General features: G+C 55.1%; 14 protein-coding genes. 8 read left to right on the top strand and 6 right to left on the bottom strand.

Annotation, left to right across the window (positions count from 1 at the left end; all coding sequences use genetic code 11):
* Positions 1-141: 141 nt before the first annotated feature.
* On the bottom strand, positions 142-3,645 hold the full coding sequence (locus K0H79_RS02710; protein ID WP_220077218.1) for a PAS domain-containing hybrid sensor histidine kinase/response regulator: 3,504 nt from the start codon (positions 3,643-3,645) through the stop codon (positions 142-144).
* Between the two features lie 165 nt (positions 3,646-3,810).
* On the opposite strand from K0H79_RS02710, the gene K0H79_RS02715 reads away from it, so the two are divergent.
* Positions 3,811-4,977 (top strand): CynX/NimT family MFS transporter, encoded by a 1,167-nt coding sequence (locus K0H79_RS02715; RefSeq protein ID WP_220077219.1) that lies wholly within the window; start codon positions 3,811-3,813, stop codon positions 4,975-4,977.
* 2 nt (positions 4,978-4,979) lie between these two features.
* Positions 4,980-5,936: an alpha/beta hydrolase gene (locus K0H79_RS02720; RefSeq protein WP_220077220.1), complete on the top strand. Its 957-nt coding sequence runs from the start codon at positions 4,980-4,982 to the stop codon at positions 5,934-5,936.
* A gap of 138 nt (positions 5,937-6,074) precedes the next feature.
* Here the strand turns inward: K0H79_RS02720 and K0H79_RS02725 are convergent, their stop codons facing one another.
* Both K0H79_RS02725 and K0H79_RS02730 read right to left on the bottom strand, forming a co-directional pair.
* Positions 6,075-7,136 (bottom strand): c-type cytochrome, encoded by a 1,062-nt coding sequence (locus K0H79_RS02725; RefSeq protein ID WP_220077221.1) that lies wholly within the window; start codon positions 7,134-7,136, stop codon positions 6,075-6,077.
* 11 nt (positions 7,137-7,147) lie between these two features.
* Positions 7,148-7,765 (bottom strand): c-type cytochrome, encoded by a 618-nt coding sequence (locus tag K0H79_RS02730; RefSeq protein ID WP_220077222.1) that lies wholly within the window; start codon positions 7,763-7,765, stop codon positions 7,148-7,150.
* A 199-nt stretch (positions 7,766-7,964) separates the two neighbouring features.
* Between K0H79_RS02730 and K0H79_RS02735 the strand changes: the two genes are divergently transcribed.
* The 6 genes from K0H79_RS02735 (at position 7,965) to K0H79_RS02760 (ending at position 14,353) form a co-directional block, all read left to right on the top strand.
* Positions 7,965-8,651 carry an arginine N-succinyltransferase gene (locus tag K0H79_RS02735; protein ID WP_220077223.1) on the top strand — a complete coding sequence of 229 codons (687 nt, stop codon included), beginning with the start codon at positions 7,965-7,967 and terminating at the stop codon, positions 8,649-8,651.
* 177 nt (positions 8,652-8,828) lie between these two features.
* Complete coding sequence (locus K0H79_RS02740) at positions 8,829-10,007, top strand: GGDEF domain-containing protein (RefSeq protein ID WP_220077224.1); 1,179 nt, start codon at positions 8,829-8,831, stop codon at positions 10,005-10,007.
* A 187-nt stretch (positions 10,008-10,194) separates the two neighbouring features.
* Positions 10,195-10,668, top strand: a complete 474-nt coding sequence (gene ybaK, locus K0H79_RS02745; RefSeq protein ID WP_220077225.1) for a Cys-tRNA(Pro) deacylase — start codon at positions 10,195-10,197, stop codon at positions 10,666-10,668.
* A 189-nt stretch (positions 10,669-10,857) separates the two neighbouring features.
* Complete coding sequence (locus K0H79_RS02750) at positions 10,858-12,429, top strand: PAS domain-containing methyl-accepting chemotaxis protein (RefSeq protein WP_220077226.1); 1,572 nt, start codon at positions 10,858-10,860, stop codon at positions 12,427-12,429.
* A 250-nt stretch (positions 12,430-12,679) separates the two neighbouring features.
* On the top strand, positions 12,680-13,681 hold the full coding sequence (locus K0H79_RS02755) for an NAD(P)H-quinone oxidoreductase (protein WP_220077227.1): 1,002 nt from the start codon (positions 12,680-12,682) through the stop codon (positions 13,679-13,681).
* 246 nt (positions 13,682-13,927) lie between these two features.
* Positions 13,928-14,353, top strand: coding sequence for a hypothetical protein (locus tag K0H79_RS02760; RefSeq protein ID WP_220066633.1), 426 nt, complete (start codon positions 13,928-13,930; stop codon positions 14,351-14,353).
* Positions 14,354-14,514: 161 nt separating this feature from the next.
* Here K0H79_RS02760 and K0H79_RS02765 read toward each other — a convergent pair whose 3' ends face one another.
* The 3 genes from K0H79_RS02765 to K0H79_RS02775 form a co-directional block, all read right to left on the bottom strand.
* Entirely contained in the window at positions 14,515-15,540 is a 1,026-nt protein-coding gene (locus K0H79_RS02765) for an aldose epimerase family protein (protein WP_220077228.1), read from the bottom strand.
* A gap of 95 nt (positions 15,541-15,635) precedes the next feature.
* On the bottom strand, positions 15,636-16,784 hold the full coding sequence (gene galK / locus K0H79_RS02770; RefSeq protein WP_220077229.1) for a galactokinase: 1,149 nt from the start codon (positions 16,782-16,784) through the stop codon (positions 15,636-15,638).
* A gap of 151 nt (positions 16,785-16,935) precedes the next feature.
* Positions 16,936-18,543 (bottom strand): cation:proton antiporter family protein, encoded by a 1,608-nt coding sequence (locus tag K0H79_RS02775; protein ID WP_220066636.1) that lies wholly within the window; start codon positions 18,541-18,543, stop codon positions 16,936-16,938.
* Positions 18,544-18,555: the final 12 nt, after the last annotated feature.

Below are 18,555 nucleotides of genomic sequence, written 5' to 3' on the forward strand. Positions count from 1 at the left end.
AACCGCTTAAGAACATAAAAAGCCCAGATAAAAAGAGCAGATAAAAAACAGTGGCATATGGCCACTGTTTTTGTTTGCGCCCGGGGTGTGCCCTCGCGCAGCGTTGCGTTAATCAATCCTGTATTAAGCCGATGCAATGACTCATGACAGTTGCTTAATCAGCCGCTTAAGTGCAGTGGCTTTCACCGGTTTACGCACAAAGCTGAAGTTGGCGCTGCTGGTGTGCTGCCGGACGGCCTCTGAGGGGTCTGCCGAGCAGATAACGCAGGTGGGGCGCGCTTGCAAAAGCCTTGGATGCTCAAGCAGGCTTTGCACCAGCGAAACCCCGTTCTGGTCATCATCCAGGTGATAATCCGCAAGAATCACTCTGGGCGTGTCCGCCCCTTCAAGCTGTGCCAGGGCACTCGCTTCATCTCTGGCCGTCAGTACCTTACAACCCCAGCCGAGAAGCAGCGAAGAGATGGCTTTTAGCATCAGCTCGTCGTTGTCGATAACCAGCACCTGAATATCGAAGCTGTCGCCCATGGTCTCGTCGTCGCGCCGCAGTTTGACCACATTACCGGGCAGCTTTTGCTGCCTTATCCTTGGTACTTCCACGCTGAAACAAGTGCCTTTACCAAGCTCAGAATGCAGATAAATCCGGATGCCAAGCAGCTTGGCTATGCGGTCACAAATCGCCAGACCAAGGCCGAGCCCGGGAATTTCCCGGGTCTGTTCCAGGCGTTCAAATTCACCGAAAATTGCCTGCTGTTTTTCCGCAGGGATCCCCGGGCCATTGTCCCACACCTGTATAAGCAGGCTGTCCTGACGCCTGCGAACCCCAAGCAGTACTCTTGGGACAAATTCGCCGCCGCTTGCCATCGACTCTCCGCCCTCCAGCTGTACTCGCGATGCTGCCTGAACCTGATTCAGGGCGCCGGCAGGGGAGTAATGAAAGGCGTTGGAGAGGAAATTTTGAATGATGCGCCGCAGCAGGCGTTGGTCGCTTTGCACAAAGCAGGATGAAAACTGATAGCCAAATTCAATCCCCTGCTCTTTGGATAACACCTTGAATTCGTTTACCAGCGTCGAGAGCAAGTCATCGAGGGCGAATTGGCTCTGCTCGGTTTTCAGACTGCTGCTGTCGAGGCGGGAGATTTCCACCAGGTCAGACAGCAGACTTTCCACCACATTGAGGGAGTCTTCGATATGGGTCGCCAAATCCTGAAGCTCGGTGGAGGTCACCCTTTGCTTCAGCATCTCAGTGAACAGGGTGAGCGCGTTAAAGGGTTGCATCAGGTCGTGGCTGGCCGCGGCCAAAAAACGGGTTTTGCTGCTGTTGGCGGCTTCGGCTTCGGCCTTGGCCTTGGCGAGCTCCCGGGTGCGGCTTTCGACCCGTTTCTCCAGCGTCTCGTTGGCTTGCTGCAGTGCCTTTTCGGCCTGAATGTGGGCGGTAATGTCGCTGAAGGTACTGACAAAGCCGCCCCCGGGCATGGCCTGGCCGCGGATTTCCAGTACCCTGCCATCATGCATGGTGCGCTGGAAATGATGGGGGCTGCCGCTGCGCATATGGGCGAGGCGCTTCTCCACCAGTTCGTGGGCCTCGTCACCGACTATGATGCCGCGTTCTATGTTGTAGCGCAGCAGCTTCTCGATTGGGATGCCCGCTTTTACATAATCTTTAGGATAATCAAGGAGCTCAATATAACGCTTGTTCCAGGCTACCAGGCGCATGTCGGCATCGACCACGCTTATCCCCTGCTCGATATTTTCCACCCCCGATTGCAGCAGTTCGCGGTTGAATTCAAATATCTGGTTGGCTTCATCGACAATGCTGACCACATCCTCCAGCGGCACTTGCTGGGCGCGGGAGGCGGCGTTCATCACCATGCGGGTGGAGGCTGACCCCAATACCCCTGAGAGTTTCAGCCGGGTGTAATCCACCAGTTCCTCCCGGCGGGACGACAGCTCAGAGCCCAGCAGTTTGGCTTTTGCGACCAGGGCATCGGCTTCTTCTTTGTTGATAAACCTGTGCAGCAGGCTGGCTAAATCGCTCACCGACAGATGGCGCTCAAGCTGCAACTGCTTGCGGTTTACAAACACATCGGCCTGCAAAAGCTCACCTACACTCTGCTCCCGGAAGAGGGAAATAAGCACGAAGCTACCGATATTCACCAGCAGGCTGAAGAAGAGGCCATGGCTGATGTTATCCAATCCATTAAGGCCAAAGAGGGCATTGGGAGCTAACCAGCCGATGTGCCAAGGGCCATTGAGAACCCAGTTGGCATCGGGGAAGGTGGCGGGCAGCAGCAGGGTGTAGAGCCAGACCAGGCTGCCCAGCAACATGCCCCAGAAAGCCCCCTGGGTGTTGGCCCTGCGCCAGTACAGCGCTCCCACGGCGGCGGGGGCAAATTGCGACAACAACACAAAAGATAAAAGGCCTATGCTGGCGAGGTGATTTTGCTGGTCGATATAGCGCTCAAAGGCAAAGGCCGATAACAGGATGGCGGCAATGGCTACGCGGCGCAGGTTCAGCAGAATTCCCGCAAGCTGCGGTGTTTGCTGAGAACTGAATCTGGGCAGACGGAGCAGCAGGGGAGTCAGTATCTCCGTGGATATCATGGTGCTCAGTACAATGGCCGCCACAATCACCATGGCGGTTGCCGCGGCAAGACCACCGAGATACACCAGTACCCCCAACCAGGCCTGTTGGTAAAACAGTGGCAGGGTAAGCACATAGGTATCGGCATCCACACTGCCGCCAGGGAAACTCAGCTGGCCTGCAAGGGCTATCGGCAGAATAAAGGCATTCATCAGCAGCAGGTACAGGGGGACCATCCAACGGGCAGATTTGAGCTCTTTGGCATGATGATTCTCAATCATCATCATGTGGAACTCCTGGGGCAGGGCATAGATGGTGATGGCCCCCAGCAGAATTTGCGACAGCACAAAATAGAGGGAGTTGGCCTCTGTGCTGGTGGGGAGCGCTTGGCTCCGGGTGAGGAGATCGCTGAAGCCGTCGAAAATATAAAAGGTGGCAAAGATGCCTACAGTCGTCAGTGCCAGCAGCTTCACCACCGAGCTGAAGGCAATGGCCAGCACCAGCCCCTGATTTTGCTTACTTGCCGACAACTGGCGGGTGCCGAACAGAATACTGAATATAATCAGCACAATAGTCACGATAAACGCCGTGCTTATCCCAGACTGGAAGGTGCCGGTCAGAAGATCAAAACTGGTGCTGATGGCCCGAAGTTGCAGGGCGATGTAAGGAATGGTGCCAAGCAGCGATACCATGGCCACACCGGCGGCAATTTTGGGCGAGCGGTCGAAGCGGCAGGCAATGAAGTCGGCGATGGAGGTGAGGTTCTGGCTTTTTACTATGTGCAGGGTGCGCATCAACATGGGCCAGGCCAGCACCAGACACATAATGGAGCCGATATAAATGGGTGCCAGCCAGGCCCCTGTGGTGGCGGCCTGGCCGACCGTGCCGTAAAAGGCCCAGGAGGTACAACATACCCCCAAAGACAGGCTGTAAACCCAGGGTCTTTTTCGCCACTGGCCGAAGGGCTGGTTTTGCCCCCATTGAGCAACAATAAAGAGCACGGCCAAATAGGCGATTGAAATAACGCTGATCCACCAGGTATCAACAGACAGCCAAGCCAGCAAAATAAACCCCAGAATGATGTTCCAATACCCAGCCAAGCTACACCAGGCAGGCCGATTGTTAAAGGCTTGATCCCTCTGCGGTGCACTAAGGTAGTACTTCTTTATCCCACTTCATCAGATAACCTAGCCCCCAATATTCATCTCAGGTTTTGAGCTATTACGCCTATGAAAATAACCCATAAATATCTGGTGGAAGGTCTGGTTTTTACCAGTTACGTATTATTTGCCATGGCATGGGTTGGCGGCACCGCGAGTATGGACCAGATAATGGCCTCGATGCATATCGAGAGCTTTGCCTCGGCAAGTTTACTGAGCGGCGCCGTGACCCTGGCGAAGATTGTCGGCACCTTTGCCGCAGCCTACCTCACATTGAAATTCGGGGTGAAATACGCCTTTTTGGTGGCGGCCTTGTTGATAGTGACCGGCATAGTCACGCCCTACGCCCCCAACTACGATGTGCTCCTGGTCAGCCGCTTTCTGATGGGGCTTGGCGGCGCCTTTATGATTGTGTATTTCAACCCCATAGTGATGCACTGGTTTGCCCCCGAAGAGCGCCCGGTGATCAACGGCTTAAACGCGGTGGCCTTTAACGTGGGCACCGCAATCGTGCTTTGGGGCATGCCCGCCATCAATGCCATTACCGGCGGTTGGCAGCAAAGTTTGCTGGTGTTTTCATTGGCAAGTCTGGTGCTGGCATTGCTGTGGCTGATGGTGAAGTTCGACCGCGAGCAGCCAGGTGCTGGTGTGCCAGCCCAAGAGTCCAGCCATTACAGTTATCTCGATGGTTTGAAGGACGGCTTTAACTGGGCTTACGCCTTAACTTATTCGGGTCTGCTGTCTTTTTATATTTGCCTGTTTACCTTTTATCCCCAGGCGGGCATCAGCCAAAGTAAGTGGGTGATTGGCTTTGGTATTCTCGGCACTGTCGCCGGTATCCTCTACAGCCGCAAACAGCCCCTGCGACTGCCTATTATCCGGATAAGCGGGCTGGTGATTTTTATCACTGTGCTGGGCTTATCCTTTGGCACCGAACCCTGGCTGCAAACCCTGTGCGCCATCGTACTGGGTTTTTGTATCTTCCTGCCGGTGACCGCCCTTGTCAGCATTCCCCACGAGTTGCCAAAGATGACGGGGCAAAAAATCACGGTGATTTTCAGCCTCTTCTGGTCCATCAGCTATCTCATTTCCACCATAGTGCTGTGGCTCTTTGGCAAGTTGGTGGACATGAATCAGGGCAGCTATTTCGCCTCTTTTGTCCTTATTACCCTGCTGAGCGCCACCGTATTTGTTGGCAGCTATTTTCTCCCTGAAACCGGAAAACCCAAGGAATAAGCATGCAAGACTCTCCACGTGGTTCGGCGTCAGCAAAGCTGGCGGAGTTTCTGGCCCAGGCCAACCAAAATATTGCCCTTGCAAGGGAGCAAAACATTCAGTTCACACCGGCGCTGTTGAGGGAAAATCTGAATAAGCTCGCCGCCTTCATGACCTGTAAACCCGATGTGAGCTACATCGCCGACAGAGCCTGGCAACTTGGTGACCGAGCCATTCCCGCCCGGGTTTACAGCCCCGACCCACATAGCGCCTTGCCAGTGGTGGTGCACTTTCACGGTGGCGGCCACATGTGCGGCAGTGTGGAGCTATACGACCCCATCTGCCGCCAGTTGGCGAGCACAGCTCACTGCGTGGTGATTAGTGTGGAGTACCGCTTGGCACCTGAGCATCCTTATCCTGCGGGTCTTGAGGATTGCGAGCATGCCCTGCGCCACTACGCCGAAGTGCTGGAGGACGTCGCTTTTATCACCGGCCCCTGCATCATGGGCGACAGTGCCGGCGGTGCCATCTGCACCAGTTTGAGTGAGCGCAGTCTGGCTGAGCCGAGCCTTGCTATTCGCAAGCAAATTCTGATTTACCCCAGCGTGGATTACACCATGACGAGCGCCTCTTACGAGAGTAACGGCGCGGGTTTCTTGCTGGAAACACCAAGGGTGAAGTGGTATTTCGAGCAGTACTTTCAATATACGGCCCTGGATGCTGAAAAGGTGAGGGCGGCATCGCCACTGCATGGTCGTATTGAGGCTGGGTTGCCGGAAACGCTGATTTTTACTGCCGGCTGCGATCCGCTGCGCGATGAAGGTCGGGCCTACGCCGAGGCGTTACAGCGGGTGGGGGTAAAGGTAGAGCATCACGGGCTGGAGGACATGATCCACGCCTATATGCTGCTTCACGATCTGGTGGCAGAAGAGTGTTTAAGCACCTATCAGCGTATTGCCCGCTTTATCCATGCCCCCTGACGCGCAGACAATCTGGCACCTGTAGTCATCGCAGGCGCGCAGCGTGGTTGCGTACTCTGCCGGTAGCAGCCTCTGCCCGTTGAATAAATATAGGTACAGTAGCCCCTGCCCGCATCATCGGGCAGGGGCGTTTACATTTCAGTGTGTGGCTGGAAACACAGGGAAGGCGTCTTTACCCAGCAGCACCCCATCCTGGGTGGTGCCGTAGTAACCATCGTGCTTGTGGTAGCGAGACTTGGTTGCGTCCAGATTGCCTTCGAAGCGAGGATCCTGGGGCCGTTCTTTGGCGTTGATAAAGGCCGCCACATCCCAGGCCTGCTGAGGTGTCAGCTGTATACTCTTTCCAAGTGGCATATTTTCATAGATGAAAAAAGCAGCCGTGTTGACCCTGTGCATGCCCGCTCCCCAGTTAAAGCTTTGCGGTCCCCACAGGGGCGGCAAGGCATAGACGCCGGCGATGGCCTGCCCCTGCCCGTCACTGCCATGGCAGGATTGGCAATGGGCCTGATACACCAAGGCACCTCGGCTGGCATCGTAAGGCAGCTCTGGTTTGGGGATTGCCGGATAACCCCTGCCGGGCAGTTGCGCTCGGGCGTCTACCGTCAATGCCGCCTTGATGGCATTCGGTGCTGGAAAATCATCGCGCTTTCCGCCCTTTAGCAACTCGGCATCATCAAGCTGGGGCACTTCGCCGGCAACACCGTATTGATCCATCAGGCCGCCCATTCCCAGCCAATAGGCATAGGCGGACATGGCAACCAGTTCAGGGCTGCCGGAAGGTGGCGCTTTGCCATTCATGGAATAGGTAAAGCAGCCCTGTATGCGCTCTTCAAAGCTGTTGACCTTGTCGTTTTTCTTGCGGTACGCCGGATAGGCAAAAAAGGCCCCCCAGATGGGTGAGGCATTGGGTTTGCGGCCCGCATCCATATGGCAATTTACGCAGTTAAGCTCGTTGCCAACATACTTGCCCCTCAGCTGCTGGGTATTCACAAATAACTGATAGCCGAGGCGTACCTTATCGCCAAAGGCACCCTGAGGAATGCTGTCCAGTGGTCTTGGGATGAGATATTCCTGGCCCTCGAGTTTGGGAGATGAGGGTAGCTGTGCCTGGCGATCGGGCAGGCTGGTGGTGGCAGGTGGAGCAGCGTGGGCGGCCGTAACCGCTGCGGCGCCCAGCATCAACATCAGTACAGGTTTCATGTCGGGCGTCCTTACTTCAGGTTGGCAAAATAGTGGGCAATGGCGTCAATTTCCGCCGCCGAGAGCTTATTGGCAACATTGGCCATCATGCTGTCACTGTCACCCTGACGCGTTCCTGCCTGCCAGGCCAGCAGTTGACTCTTGAGGTAGCTGGCTTGTTGTCCGGCAAGACGGGGGAAGGTGCCAGCGCCGATGCCCGATGGGCCATGGCAGGTGACACAGGCCGGTAACTCACGGGACCAATCTCCCTGGTAGGCAAGTTGCTCTGCGCTGTCCTTAAATGTCACTTGCTCACCACGGCGCTGAATGCTGACGCTGGGTACGGCTTGCGCCGCAAAATAATCCGCGACCTGGGCAATCAAGGCATCGCCCTGCAGCGTCATGGCCATGGGTGTCATGGTGGGGTTTTGCCGTTTTGAAGATTGAAAATCTTTGATTTGCTTTTGAATGTACTCGCTCGATAACCCCGCCAAACGAGGTCCCAGCGGTTCTACGCCGAGGCCCTGGGGGCCGTGGCAACTGCCGCAAAGTGCTGCCTGTGGTGGCATGGCGGGTGCCGTTGTCGCCTGGGCACCATGGGTTGTGGCCATCAGCAACAGGCCAAAAGCCACGATTAGTTTGGATGTCATGAAATCTTCTCCCATCATGAAAGATGTTCAGCATAAACCTAAATCGATAACATTAGAATAATTTAATGGAAGGGAAAAAGCAGCGTGAGTGATTCGGGCCAGCCAGGGCTCTGTCCTGACTACTCTCGCTATCCGTGGTGCTGTCCTTTCGAGCGTCAGGGCGGTAACATGCCGGGCAAAGACGATAGGGGACAAGTGGATGAATACAAGAACCAGCGCTGATAAACGTGGCTTCAGTGGTGCACAGGTATTGCTCATTATTCTGGCCGTGATGTTATTGACTGTCGTGGCAAGCTTTTTGATTATCCGTACCTATATTTTCCCAAGCCCCTTTACCCCGGTGACCCTGAGCGCCAAAGAGGAGAAGAACCTCGAGGCCAAGCTGGACACCCTGGGCTGGGATATTCAACGTCCATCGAATAAAGACAGGCAAGGGACAGCCAACCGGGGAAGTACGGACCTGACTCCCGAGCCCTACCGGGAGCGGGATGATTTGCGACAGGTGACTTTCAGTGAAAAAGAGGTCAACGCCATGATTGGTCGCAGCCCGGAGTTTGCCGAGCGACTGGCGATTGATTTTTCCGACAACCTCGCCAGTGCCAAACTGCTGATCCCCATTCCCAGAGACTTTCCCATCATGGCCGGTGAAACCCTGAGGGTGAATGCGGGGCTGGATATCCATTTGGATCAGCGTCGCCGTCCTGTGGTGGCTTTGGTTGGGGTGAGCCTGATGGGCGTGCCCCTTCCCAATGCCTGGCTTGGCAATATGAAGCAGGTGAATTTGGTGAGTGAATTCGGCGACAGTGGCTTTTGGAATGCCTTTGCCGATGGGGTCGAAGATATAGAAATCCGCGAAGGAGAGCTTTATATCAAACTCCGCCCCTGAGCTCTGCGGTCTGTGGCTTGCCAACTTGGGCAAGCTGGATCTCAGTGAGCCCGGATATGGGTAAACCTGATCAAAGTTTGTTGGAGTTCGCTGGCGAGACTGGGTTAACATGGCGCCAGAAATATCTTATACGGTACTGCATTCTGATTTGTGCAGTGCAATAAAAAGAGAGTGAGAATGGACGCTTACACCCTACATATAGCCACGGCCTTTGCCAGCGCCATGATGACCATCAGCCTGTTGGGACTCTTTATCGCCAGCCCCAGGGAATACAGTCTGCTCGACTGGTCCTTTGCCGGTTTATGTTTTTTGGCGACTAATGGTTTGACTGTGTTGGTGTTTCATTTTCCGCAACCATTTTGGGTGGCACCGGTACTCACTAACGCCTTCTATTTTGCCGGACACTGTGCCGTTCTGATGGGGGTGAGGCGTTACTTCGGCCTGAAAACCCACTGGCAGTTTGGTGTGGCGGTGGCCATCTTCATTGCGGCAGTGCACGCCGTGCCCTGGGTTCAGGCGTCCGTCGCCAACCGTCTGTTACTGTTTTTCCCACTGTTGATGCTCATCAGCGGCCTGACTATCTCCGTACTCTGGCGTTACGGCGCCAGGGAGCTGAGGCTGGCGTGCATGCCCCTGTTAGTGTTGGAGCTGTTGTTTTTGCTGCAATTGTTATTGCGCACTCTGATCCTGGGCACTTCAGCCGAGATGAACCTGACATACGCCGGGAGCCAGTTTTTCCAAACCTCGGGCACCCTGGCGATTTTTGTGTTTTTAAGCCTGGGTACCATGGCCTGCGCCACGATGGTTATTCGCCGCCAGGAGCTTGAACTGAGGCAACTTACCACTACAGATCCCCTTACCGGCTGGTTCAATCGTCGTGCCCTGAATGACATTGCCGTGCGTGAGTTTGAGCGCAGTGCCCGCACTTCATCCGAGCTGGGGCTCATGGTGTTGGACATAGATCATTTCAAGAAAATCAACGACACCTATGGCCACGTTGATGGTGATGCGGCGCTCAAACATGTCACCAACACCTGCGCCTTATTGCTGCGTGGCTACGATTATCTGTTCCGCTTTGGCGGCGAGGAATTTGTCATTCTCTTACCCGGCAGTGATGATGAGTGCACTCGTAAGTTGGCCAATCGGCTAAGAGTCAAAATTCAAAATGAACCTGTTACCCTTGGGCAAGACAGAGTCAATCTTACCGTCAGCTTAGGTGTGGCTCAGCGGCGTGAAAGGGACCAAAGCTGGCTACAAATCCTCGAGCGTGCCGATTCGGCGCTTTACCATGCCAAACAATCCGGCCGTGACAGGGTTGCATTTCACAATGGCCTGGAGTTAAGCCAGGTCAGCTAGTCTGGGGCTGCCACCACAGATTACAGGTGTGGTTTTTCTTAATCACTTTCAGGAAAGCGTGTTTGGGTCACATGGTGCCTGTTGGGTTTTGGCATACAGCCCGCATTAACACGCTTTCGCTTCAGACTGGATTTACCCATCGCTATCAGGCTGGCACACTGGAGAAAATTCCAAACCAGCCACGCCCATGACTCCAGCGATTAAACAGGCCGAAAAGGCCGGGATCCCTTTTGAGGTGCTCGAATATGAGCACGATAGCCGCGCTCAGTCCTACGGTATGGAGGCCGCCGACAAATTGGGGCTTGCGCCCGAATTGGTTTTTAAAACCCTGATGGTGGCACTGGACGAAAAGTCTGCCCCCATCGCCGTGGCCTTGGTGCCGGTAGCAAAGCAGCTGAATCTTAAACTGGCTGCCAAAGCCCTGGGGCAAAAAAAGCTGGTGATGGCAAATCCGGCGGCCGCCGAGCGTTCCAGCGGTTATCTGGTGGGGGGCATAAGTCCACTGGGGCAGAAAAAGCCGTTGCCCACACTCATAGATATCAGTGCCGAGCCCTTGAAGCAGATGCATGTAAGCGCCGGTCGACGGGGGCTTGAGATTGCCCTGGCACCCCAAAGCCTGGCTGGGCTTTGTCGGGGGAGTTTTGCCGCAATAGCTGGCTGAGTTCGCGGCTGAGTAGATTTTAAGTGACTGTATATTTTAAAGGTTTTGACTAGCGCTTTTTGTTTGCTGCAAATGTGCAGTGGATCAATAAACAGACATCTCAGAGACACTTTTTTTGCACTGCATCAATTTAATACAGGCGTTAAAAGGTGAAAATCTTGCGCATCAATTGGCCAACAAGAATAAAAGATGCGCAACAACCAACCCGTTACCCTCAGGGAGGTGGTGCTCGACAACGAGGCCATCATTCTTTCTACCACGGATCTGAAAGGGCGTATCAAGTACGTCAATCAGGACTTCTGTAATATTGCCGGTTTCCGGGAAGAGGAACTGGTGAATGAACCTCACAATCTCATCCGTCACCCCGATATGCCACCTGCGGCATTCAAGATGCTCTGGAATCGAATTCGCGAAGGACGCCCCTGGATGGGGTTGGTGAAAAACCGCTGTAAGAACGGGGACTATTACTGGGTCGATGCCTATGTCACTCCCGTATATGAAGATGGCGAAGTTCACGAATACCAGTCGGTGCGCCGCAAGGTGAACGCCAAACACAGGGAGCGCGCCGAGTCATTGTATGCCGAGTTGGTGAAAGGTCATCAGCCCGCAACACTCAGGGATAGCCGCTTTGGAGTGTGTGGCAAACTCATGCTGTGGACTGCCCTGATGCTCGGATTGTCGGCCTTTGCTGCCCAGTGGTCTTTCTGGTTGATGTTACCGCTGTTGCCCATCGCCCTGTTGGGGTGCCGTGGTTTATTGGCGCCGCTGCGCGATCTTGCCAGTGAGGCACGCGGTATTATTCAGGATCCCGTGGCCCGAGCGGTATACACAGGTCGGCGGGATGAAATTGGTGATCTTATGCTCGCCATGCGTTTTATGACCAACGAAACCGGCGGTGTGATGGGGCGGATGGCCGACTCCACCGAGACCATGGCGAACCAAAGCAATGAGCTGCTTGATGCCATTGCCCGCAGCGCCGAACGGGCCGATGGTCAGCGTCAGCAAACTCAGCAGGCCGCCGCTGCGGTGGAAGAGCTGCACGTGAGTTTTGCCGAGGTCAAAGAGCATACGCTGGCGGTGGCCAGCGATGTGGAACAGTGCCAGAGTGCCATGGGGCTTGGGCAACAGCAGCTAGCGGAGGTTGAACGGGCCATGCAGCAGCTGCAGCAGCAAATGAGTCTGTGCGACGCCGTTGTGCGTGAGATTGCCAGCGACAGCCAGGCCATCAATCAGGTGCTTGAAGTCATAGGCACCATAGCAGAGCAAACCAATCTGCTGGCGCTCAATGCTGCCATCGAAGCCGCCCGTGCCGGCGAGTCAGGACGCGGTTTTGCCGTGGTGGCCGATGAAGTGCGACAGCTTTCAGGACGCACCGGCGAGTCGACCGGACAGATAGAAGGCATAGTGCGCAAATTCCAGTCCAGTACGGCGAGGGCCGAAGCCAATCTGGATAACAGTCAGCAGCAGCTCAAGAATCTGGCCGCAAGACTTGAGCAGGTGCAACAGGCTTTTGGGGCGCTGGATAGTGCCATCAACACCATTAAATCCCTCTCCGATCACAGTGCCCACGCCATGACCGAGCAGTCCAGCGCGGCGGGCAGTATCAGCGACTCGCTGCAAACCATCAATGAGCTGGCCGAAGCCGTGCTCAGCCAATCCCGTGAGGCCGAGCAGTTGGGGGCACGTATGTCACGCCTTTCAAGTAAAACCAGTGGTTTATCCAAGCAGTTTTGGCAAAAAAGCGTAAGCGGCCGAGGTTAGGTTGCAAGCATTTTTGGCCAGGTGTTGATATGAAGGGTCCGCTATCGCGGACCTTTTTATCTTATTTTCTCGCGCACAAGACGTAAAACCAGTGTAAGGGGCACTTCCCTGTGGGAGGCGCTGCTTTGTGGACACTGCTTACCCAGACTGGCGGTTGTATGTTTCAAGTCCCGGTTAAGTTTCATCTTTTAGCCTTGCCGGAAGCTGCTATGCTTGGGACAACTTTTCTCAGTCTGCGTAATTTTTCTTTATGACTTCACTCCATACTCAGGTTGTGTTTGATGCCCCCGGAAGCCCCGAGGTGATGAAACTGGTGCAAGGGCCTGCGCCTTCCCCAAAAAACGGCGAGGTGCTGATTCGGGTCGCCGCCGCCGGCGTTAACGGACCGGATTTGGCGCAGCGCAAAGGCGCTTATCCTCCACCGCCGGGCGCTTCGCCAATTTTGGGCCTGGAAGTTTCCGGCGAGGTGGTTGAGGTTGGCGCCGATGTCAGCTGGCCAAAAGTGGGAGACAAGGTTTGCGCCCTGGTGCCCGGCGGTGGCTATGCCGCCTTGGTGGTGACCCCCGCAGTACACTGTCTGCCCATACCCTTAACTATGTCCCTTGAGGAGGCCGCAGGCCTGCCTGAAACCTTCTTTACCGTGTGGGGCAATCTCTTTATGCGCGGTGGCCTCAAGGCGGGCGAGACCTTGCTTATTCAGGGCGGCAGCGGTGGCATTGGCTCCACGGCTATTCTGCTGGCCAGGGCGTTTGGGGCGCGGGTGCTGGTAACCTCAGGCAGTGCCGATAAACGCGATTATTGCTTGAGTTTGGGGGCAGACATGGCCTTTGAATACCGGGATGAGGCGCTGGTGGACAAGGTGCTTGCAGCCACTGAAGGCCGCGGTGTGGATGTAGTGCTGGACATGGCGGGTGGTGCCATGGTTAATAACAATCTGAAAATGCTCGCCAATGATGGCCGCATGGTTTCTGTTGCCATGCAGGCTGGCCCCAAGGCTGAGGTGGATGTGTTTCGCATCATGAGTAAACGCATCCTGTGGACAGGCTCAACCTTAAGACCCCAGAGTATCGAGGCCAAGGCAGCCATCGCAGCGCAGCTTAAAGAGAAGGTTTGGCCGCTGCTCGAAGCCGGTCAATGCCGTATACCCCTTTTTGGTGTTTATCCCCTTGATGAAGTGGTGAAGGTCCACAGCATCATGGAGGCAAAATCCCATCATGGAAAGCTGGTGCTCAGCCTCAAGGGAATTGCTTGATATGGCGAAATTTTCGACTAAAGTCGAGATTAAACGGAAAAATGAAAAAAACAGGTTGAAATTAATCTAAATATCACAAAAAAATCGCTTAATTTGGCATTGATTCTCGGAAAGATTCTGTAAGAATACCCAACTTGAAGCGTCCGAGTTATTCGGTCGATTTTTTGCTGGGGTGGTGTGCTTCCCCGCGAATTCAAACAACCGTAAATTCCTAGTGTATGTGTTGATTAAAAGGTATTGGCATATATGTATAACACGGCGAAGAAACAGGTTTGGTGGGGAGTGTTGAAAACTGCTCGCGGAACTTCCATCGTCATTCACGACAATCAGTTGCCCGAAGCTTCCGCGGGACGTGTTTATCTTTATAACACCGAGCGCAAAGCCATTATTGAGTATGTTGAAGACATCGTTAAGCCCAACCTGCATGAGCTTGATGATGCCGGACTCAAGGCTGCCGAGAGCAATTACAGCGGAGAATGGAAAGCCGCTCGTGCGTCCTTTATGGAAAAGCACCACGCACGGATCAACTTGAGCAATATCAAGGATGCACCAGCCTCTTCCCGCAAGGCCAAAGCCGAAGCTGAGCCTGAGTATGAAGACTTGAGTGGTGGTGGCAGCAGCGGTAGCAGCGACGATTTCGGAGACGATTGGTCCGACGATTTCGACGATTAATCCTTCGATTGCTGCAATCAGGTCGACCCAATGGTCGACCTGGCGCTTTTCTGTTTAGTGGTGAGATCTCACCCCGCAGCATCCAGTGCTTCAGCACCTTCCATCACTTTGTTGGTAGGACCTTGCTGAGCTGCATCAATGGCGCGCTGGGTTACCTCGATTCAGTCTTTGACCTCGAACTGGTAACGACTGATGTGATGATAGATTTCCCCCGGCATTAACCAGGCCTTGCCCAAGTCGGGTTGATTCGGCGCATCCGGAAACAGCTGTGGCTCCAGGCAAACACCCTGATAGGGTCGATAAATTTTGCCCTGCCGCCCACGTTCGCCATCGAGAAAATTCGCCCCATAGAGCTGTACACCCGGCTGATTGGTATAGAGCTTAAGGAGTCTGCCCGAGTGTGGGCTGTGAAGCTCGGCCGCCAACGCCAGCTCGTCCTGCGTCTTGTCGATAACAAAACAGTGGTCAAAACCGCGGGTGGAGGCCAAGTCCGGGTGTTGTACCCGGTCACCAAGGCGAACATCCTGCAACGACAGCGGTGTGCCGGAGGTGGAGGCGTGTCCTGTCGGTATCCCAGCTTCGTTACAGCGCAGAAACGTCTTGGCGTGCATGGTCACAGTGTGATCGAGACAATCGGCGCGTCCGTCGAGGTTAAAGTAGCTGTGTTGGGTCAGGTTGACCGGGCAGGGTTTGTCGGTCATCGCCATGATTTCAACGTAGAGGTTGTTGCCCGCCAGCCGGTAATCCAGCTGGACCGAGCAATTGCCCGGAAATCCCATGTCACCATCGGGGCTGCGAAGGCTCAGACGCACACCGTCGGGAAGCAATCCCAGCGTCCATTGCTTGCGATTAAAACCTTCCCGGCCGCCATGCAGGCAATTGGTTGCCTGATTCACATCCAGTTGGAAGTCTTCACCGTCATAGTGCAATTTGCCGTGGGCGATACGGTTGGCATAGCGTCCGGCAATGGCGCCAAGGTGCGCACTCTGGGTGAGATAGTCTTCGACACTGTCACAGCCAAGTACCAGATTGGCGCGCTCGCCCCGGCTGTCGGGGGCCCAGAGTGAGCGAATGATACCGCCCAGACTCAGTACTTCGATGGCCAACTGGCCGTTATCCAATCGGACCCGTTCGATTTCTCCGCCCCTGGGATCCTTCCAGGAGTCGAGCACTGAGTGACGCACCATGAGTAGATTGCCTTATCCATATAAAAGTCAAAGCACTATAAACGATAGCCCTGGCACGAAACAGTGATTGCATTCGTATGTTTTGGCTGAAAAAATCAGCCGTCGATACGTCCTGCACCTGCGCTTGGGGCACACATATACAGCACGGGCTCCAGCCCGGTTTTGGCAGGGTATTCCGACTCTACCGCGTGTACCACGGCATCGGTCAAATCATGTTCCACCAGCGCAACGACACTGCAGCCGTCGGTCATTCGCACCCCGCCACGGTCGCCAATGGCCTGAGCCATGATTTGCACCAGGGTCTCAACTTCCGGGACCATGAGTTCAAAGTCATCCCGCAGCGAGGCGTGGGAAAGTGCCATCAGTTCCGACAGCCTGGCCACATCACCGCGCTTCAATGCCCGGCCGGCGCTCTGGGTGCGCAGGTTCTCGGTTATGACATGTCGGGCGCGTTTATAGAGGGTTTCATCCAGCACGTCGCTGGCGGCCTTGAGCTCGTCCAGTTCCAGATCCCGTAAGGAGTCGAGCCCGAAAAATTCGGCGGCATCGCGGCATTCATCGGCCCGGGCCTTATAGGCCTCTTCCAGTAACTTGGGGTCCAGTGGCGAATGCACGATGATAAGGCTCAGGTTATCGGGGATCAGCACGGCTTCTATATCCAGATCCAGGCAGTCAATCAGCAGGGCTGAATCCGCCTCGGCCAGGGCGCTGGTCATATGGTCCATCACGCCGCAGGTACTGCCGTGGAAACGGCTTTCGCCGCGCTGTGCCAGTTGGGCAATGGCCATGGGGGAAAGGTGGAGCTGACAGGTGTCATTCAACGCCGTGCCAAAGGCAATTTCCAGCGCGCCTGAGGATGAAAAGCCCGCTCCCATAGGGATGCTGCTTACCACCGCCAGGTCGAGCCCCTTGGCTTTGAGTCCGGCCTGGCCCACTGCCTGGGTGAAACCTTTGAGGTAGTTTACCCAGTCACCTCCGGCAGTGACTTCGCCTTCTTCGCCGAAACGCCACTCCCTCAGCTCACCGGGAAAGGCCTCTGTGACGACCCGAAAACGGTCATCATCACGCTTTTTTACTGCGATAACCGTATGAAAATTAATGGCTGCCGGCAGCACAAACCCATCGTTATAGTCTGTGTGTTCACCAATGATATTGACCCGGCCCGGAGCCTGGTAATAGGCATCGGCCTTGGTCCCGAAAGTTTGGACAAACAGCTTGGTGGCGCGCTGCGCAGGGTTCGACATGCTCACTGATCCCATTGATAACCGGGTTATTCTGAAGTGCCGCACGAAATGGCGGCTTCCCTGAGTTATACCACGTCTTAAAAAGCCGGAAAACTGAGATTTTTGCGATAAGTGAACAAACAAAAACGCCGCGAATTCGCGGCGTTTCAAATCAGCCTCTGGCCTGAGCCAGTTCACCCTCTGCGGGCATCAGCTCCGTGGCGACGTGTTCCACAAAACCCGCACCCGCAGCTTCATAGAGGTTGTAGACGCTGTGCACGCCACTCTCTTTCAGGGAGTCGGTGTGTTCTGCGTACTGGACAATGGCGCTGATCTTACCCTGATAGTCCTGTTTCTTCAGTTGTTCTACCGCAAACAGGTTGCCCGCGTGATGGGGCATGGCAAGGAGGACTAGATCCAGGTTGGGGGCTCTGTCGAGCTTTTCCCAGAAGTCGGTATCCGAGGCATCGCCCTGCACTACATTACGGCCCTGTGCTCGGTGGAAGTCCACCAGTTCCTGCTTGTGCTCAATGCCGAGGATTTCCCCGTCGAATCTGAGTTTCAGCTCATCGTAGGCACCGGAACCAATACGGCCCATACCCAAAATCAGGAAACGGGGGTTACCAATGGGGATGGGTCTGTCTTCCGGATGCAGGGGCGGGCGCTCCATGCGTCTGAGGGGCTGCTGGTATCGCTGGTAAATCTTACCCACCATATTGTTGAGGGGAGCTGCGAGCAAAAAGCTGAAGCTCAGCGCCACGGCGATAATAATGAGCCACTGTGACGGCAGCCAGCCTTTGGACGCGGCCACCGCCGCGACAATCAGACCGAACTCGCTATAGTTACCCAGGTTGAACGAAGCCAGCATAGAGGTACGGGAACGCAGCTTGAAGCGGGTCAGCAGCACCACAAAGAGGGCGACCTTGAAGGGAATGAGTGCCACCAGGAGCCCCGCCAGCGCCACGTCTTCCAGGCTTGGCAGCCCATTGAGTCCTATGGTGAGGAAGAAGGCCACCAGGAAGAGCTCTTTGAAGTAAAACAATGACTTGGCAAGCTCTGATGCCTTGGGGTGGCCGGCAAGCAACACGCCGATAATCAGAGCGCCCAAATCGGGCTTAAGCCCCACGGCTTCAAAGAGCCAGGCACCCAGCACCAGGGCCATGACCAAACCAAAGAGCACCAGGAGTTCACCATGGCCAACGCGATCAAAAGCGCGGTAAATCAGCGGTCTGGCTATTGGCAGCAACAGCAGTGTCAGCGCCCAGATGGAAGGCCATTCCCCCTTGGACACGGTCAGGAAGCCTACGGCAAAGATGTCCTGCATGATGAGGATACCAATGGCGACACGACCATAAAGGGTTTGCATATCCCCTTTGTCTTCCAGCACCTTCACCGCAAATACCGTGGAGGAGAAGCTCAGGGCAAAGGCCAGCAGCGACAGCTGATTAAGACTGAGGTCGGTAAGTTGGCTCAAGCCCAGAATACCGAGCAGTTTGAGCACGGGAACCAAAAACAGCATGGTGCCCACCAGGTGCAGGCTGGCACCGGCCCAGACTTCGGCCTTGAACAGGCTGCGAATATCCAGTTTCAGGCCAATGGCAAACAGCAGCAGGGTTACACCGAGATCGGCAAATTGCTGCAGCATCGGCAAACTGGATTCTTCAATGCCAAACATAAAGAGTACAAAGCCGGCGGCCAGATATCCTATCAATGGCGGCAAACCGACGCGGTTGACCAAGAGGCCGCAAGCGAGGGTGATGACGAGAATGGCCGGCTCCATGAAACTCCTTAA

The organism is Shewanella sp. FJAT-52076 (genome assembly GCF_019457455.1).
Lineage (GTDB): Bacteria > Pseudomonadota > Gammaproteobacteria > Enterobacterales > Shewanellaceae > Shewanella > Shewanella zhangzhouensis.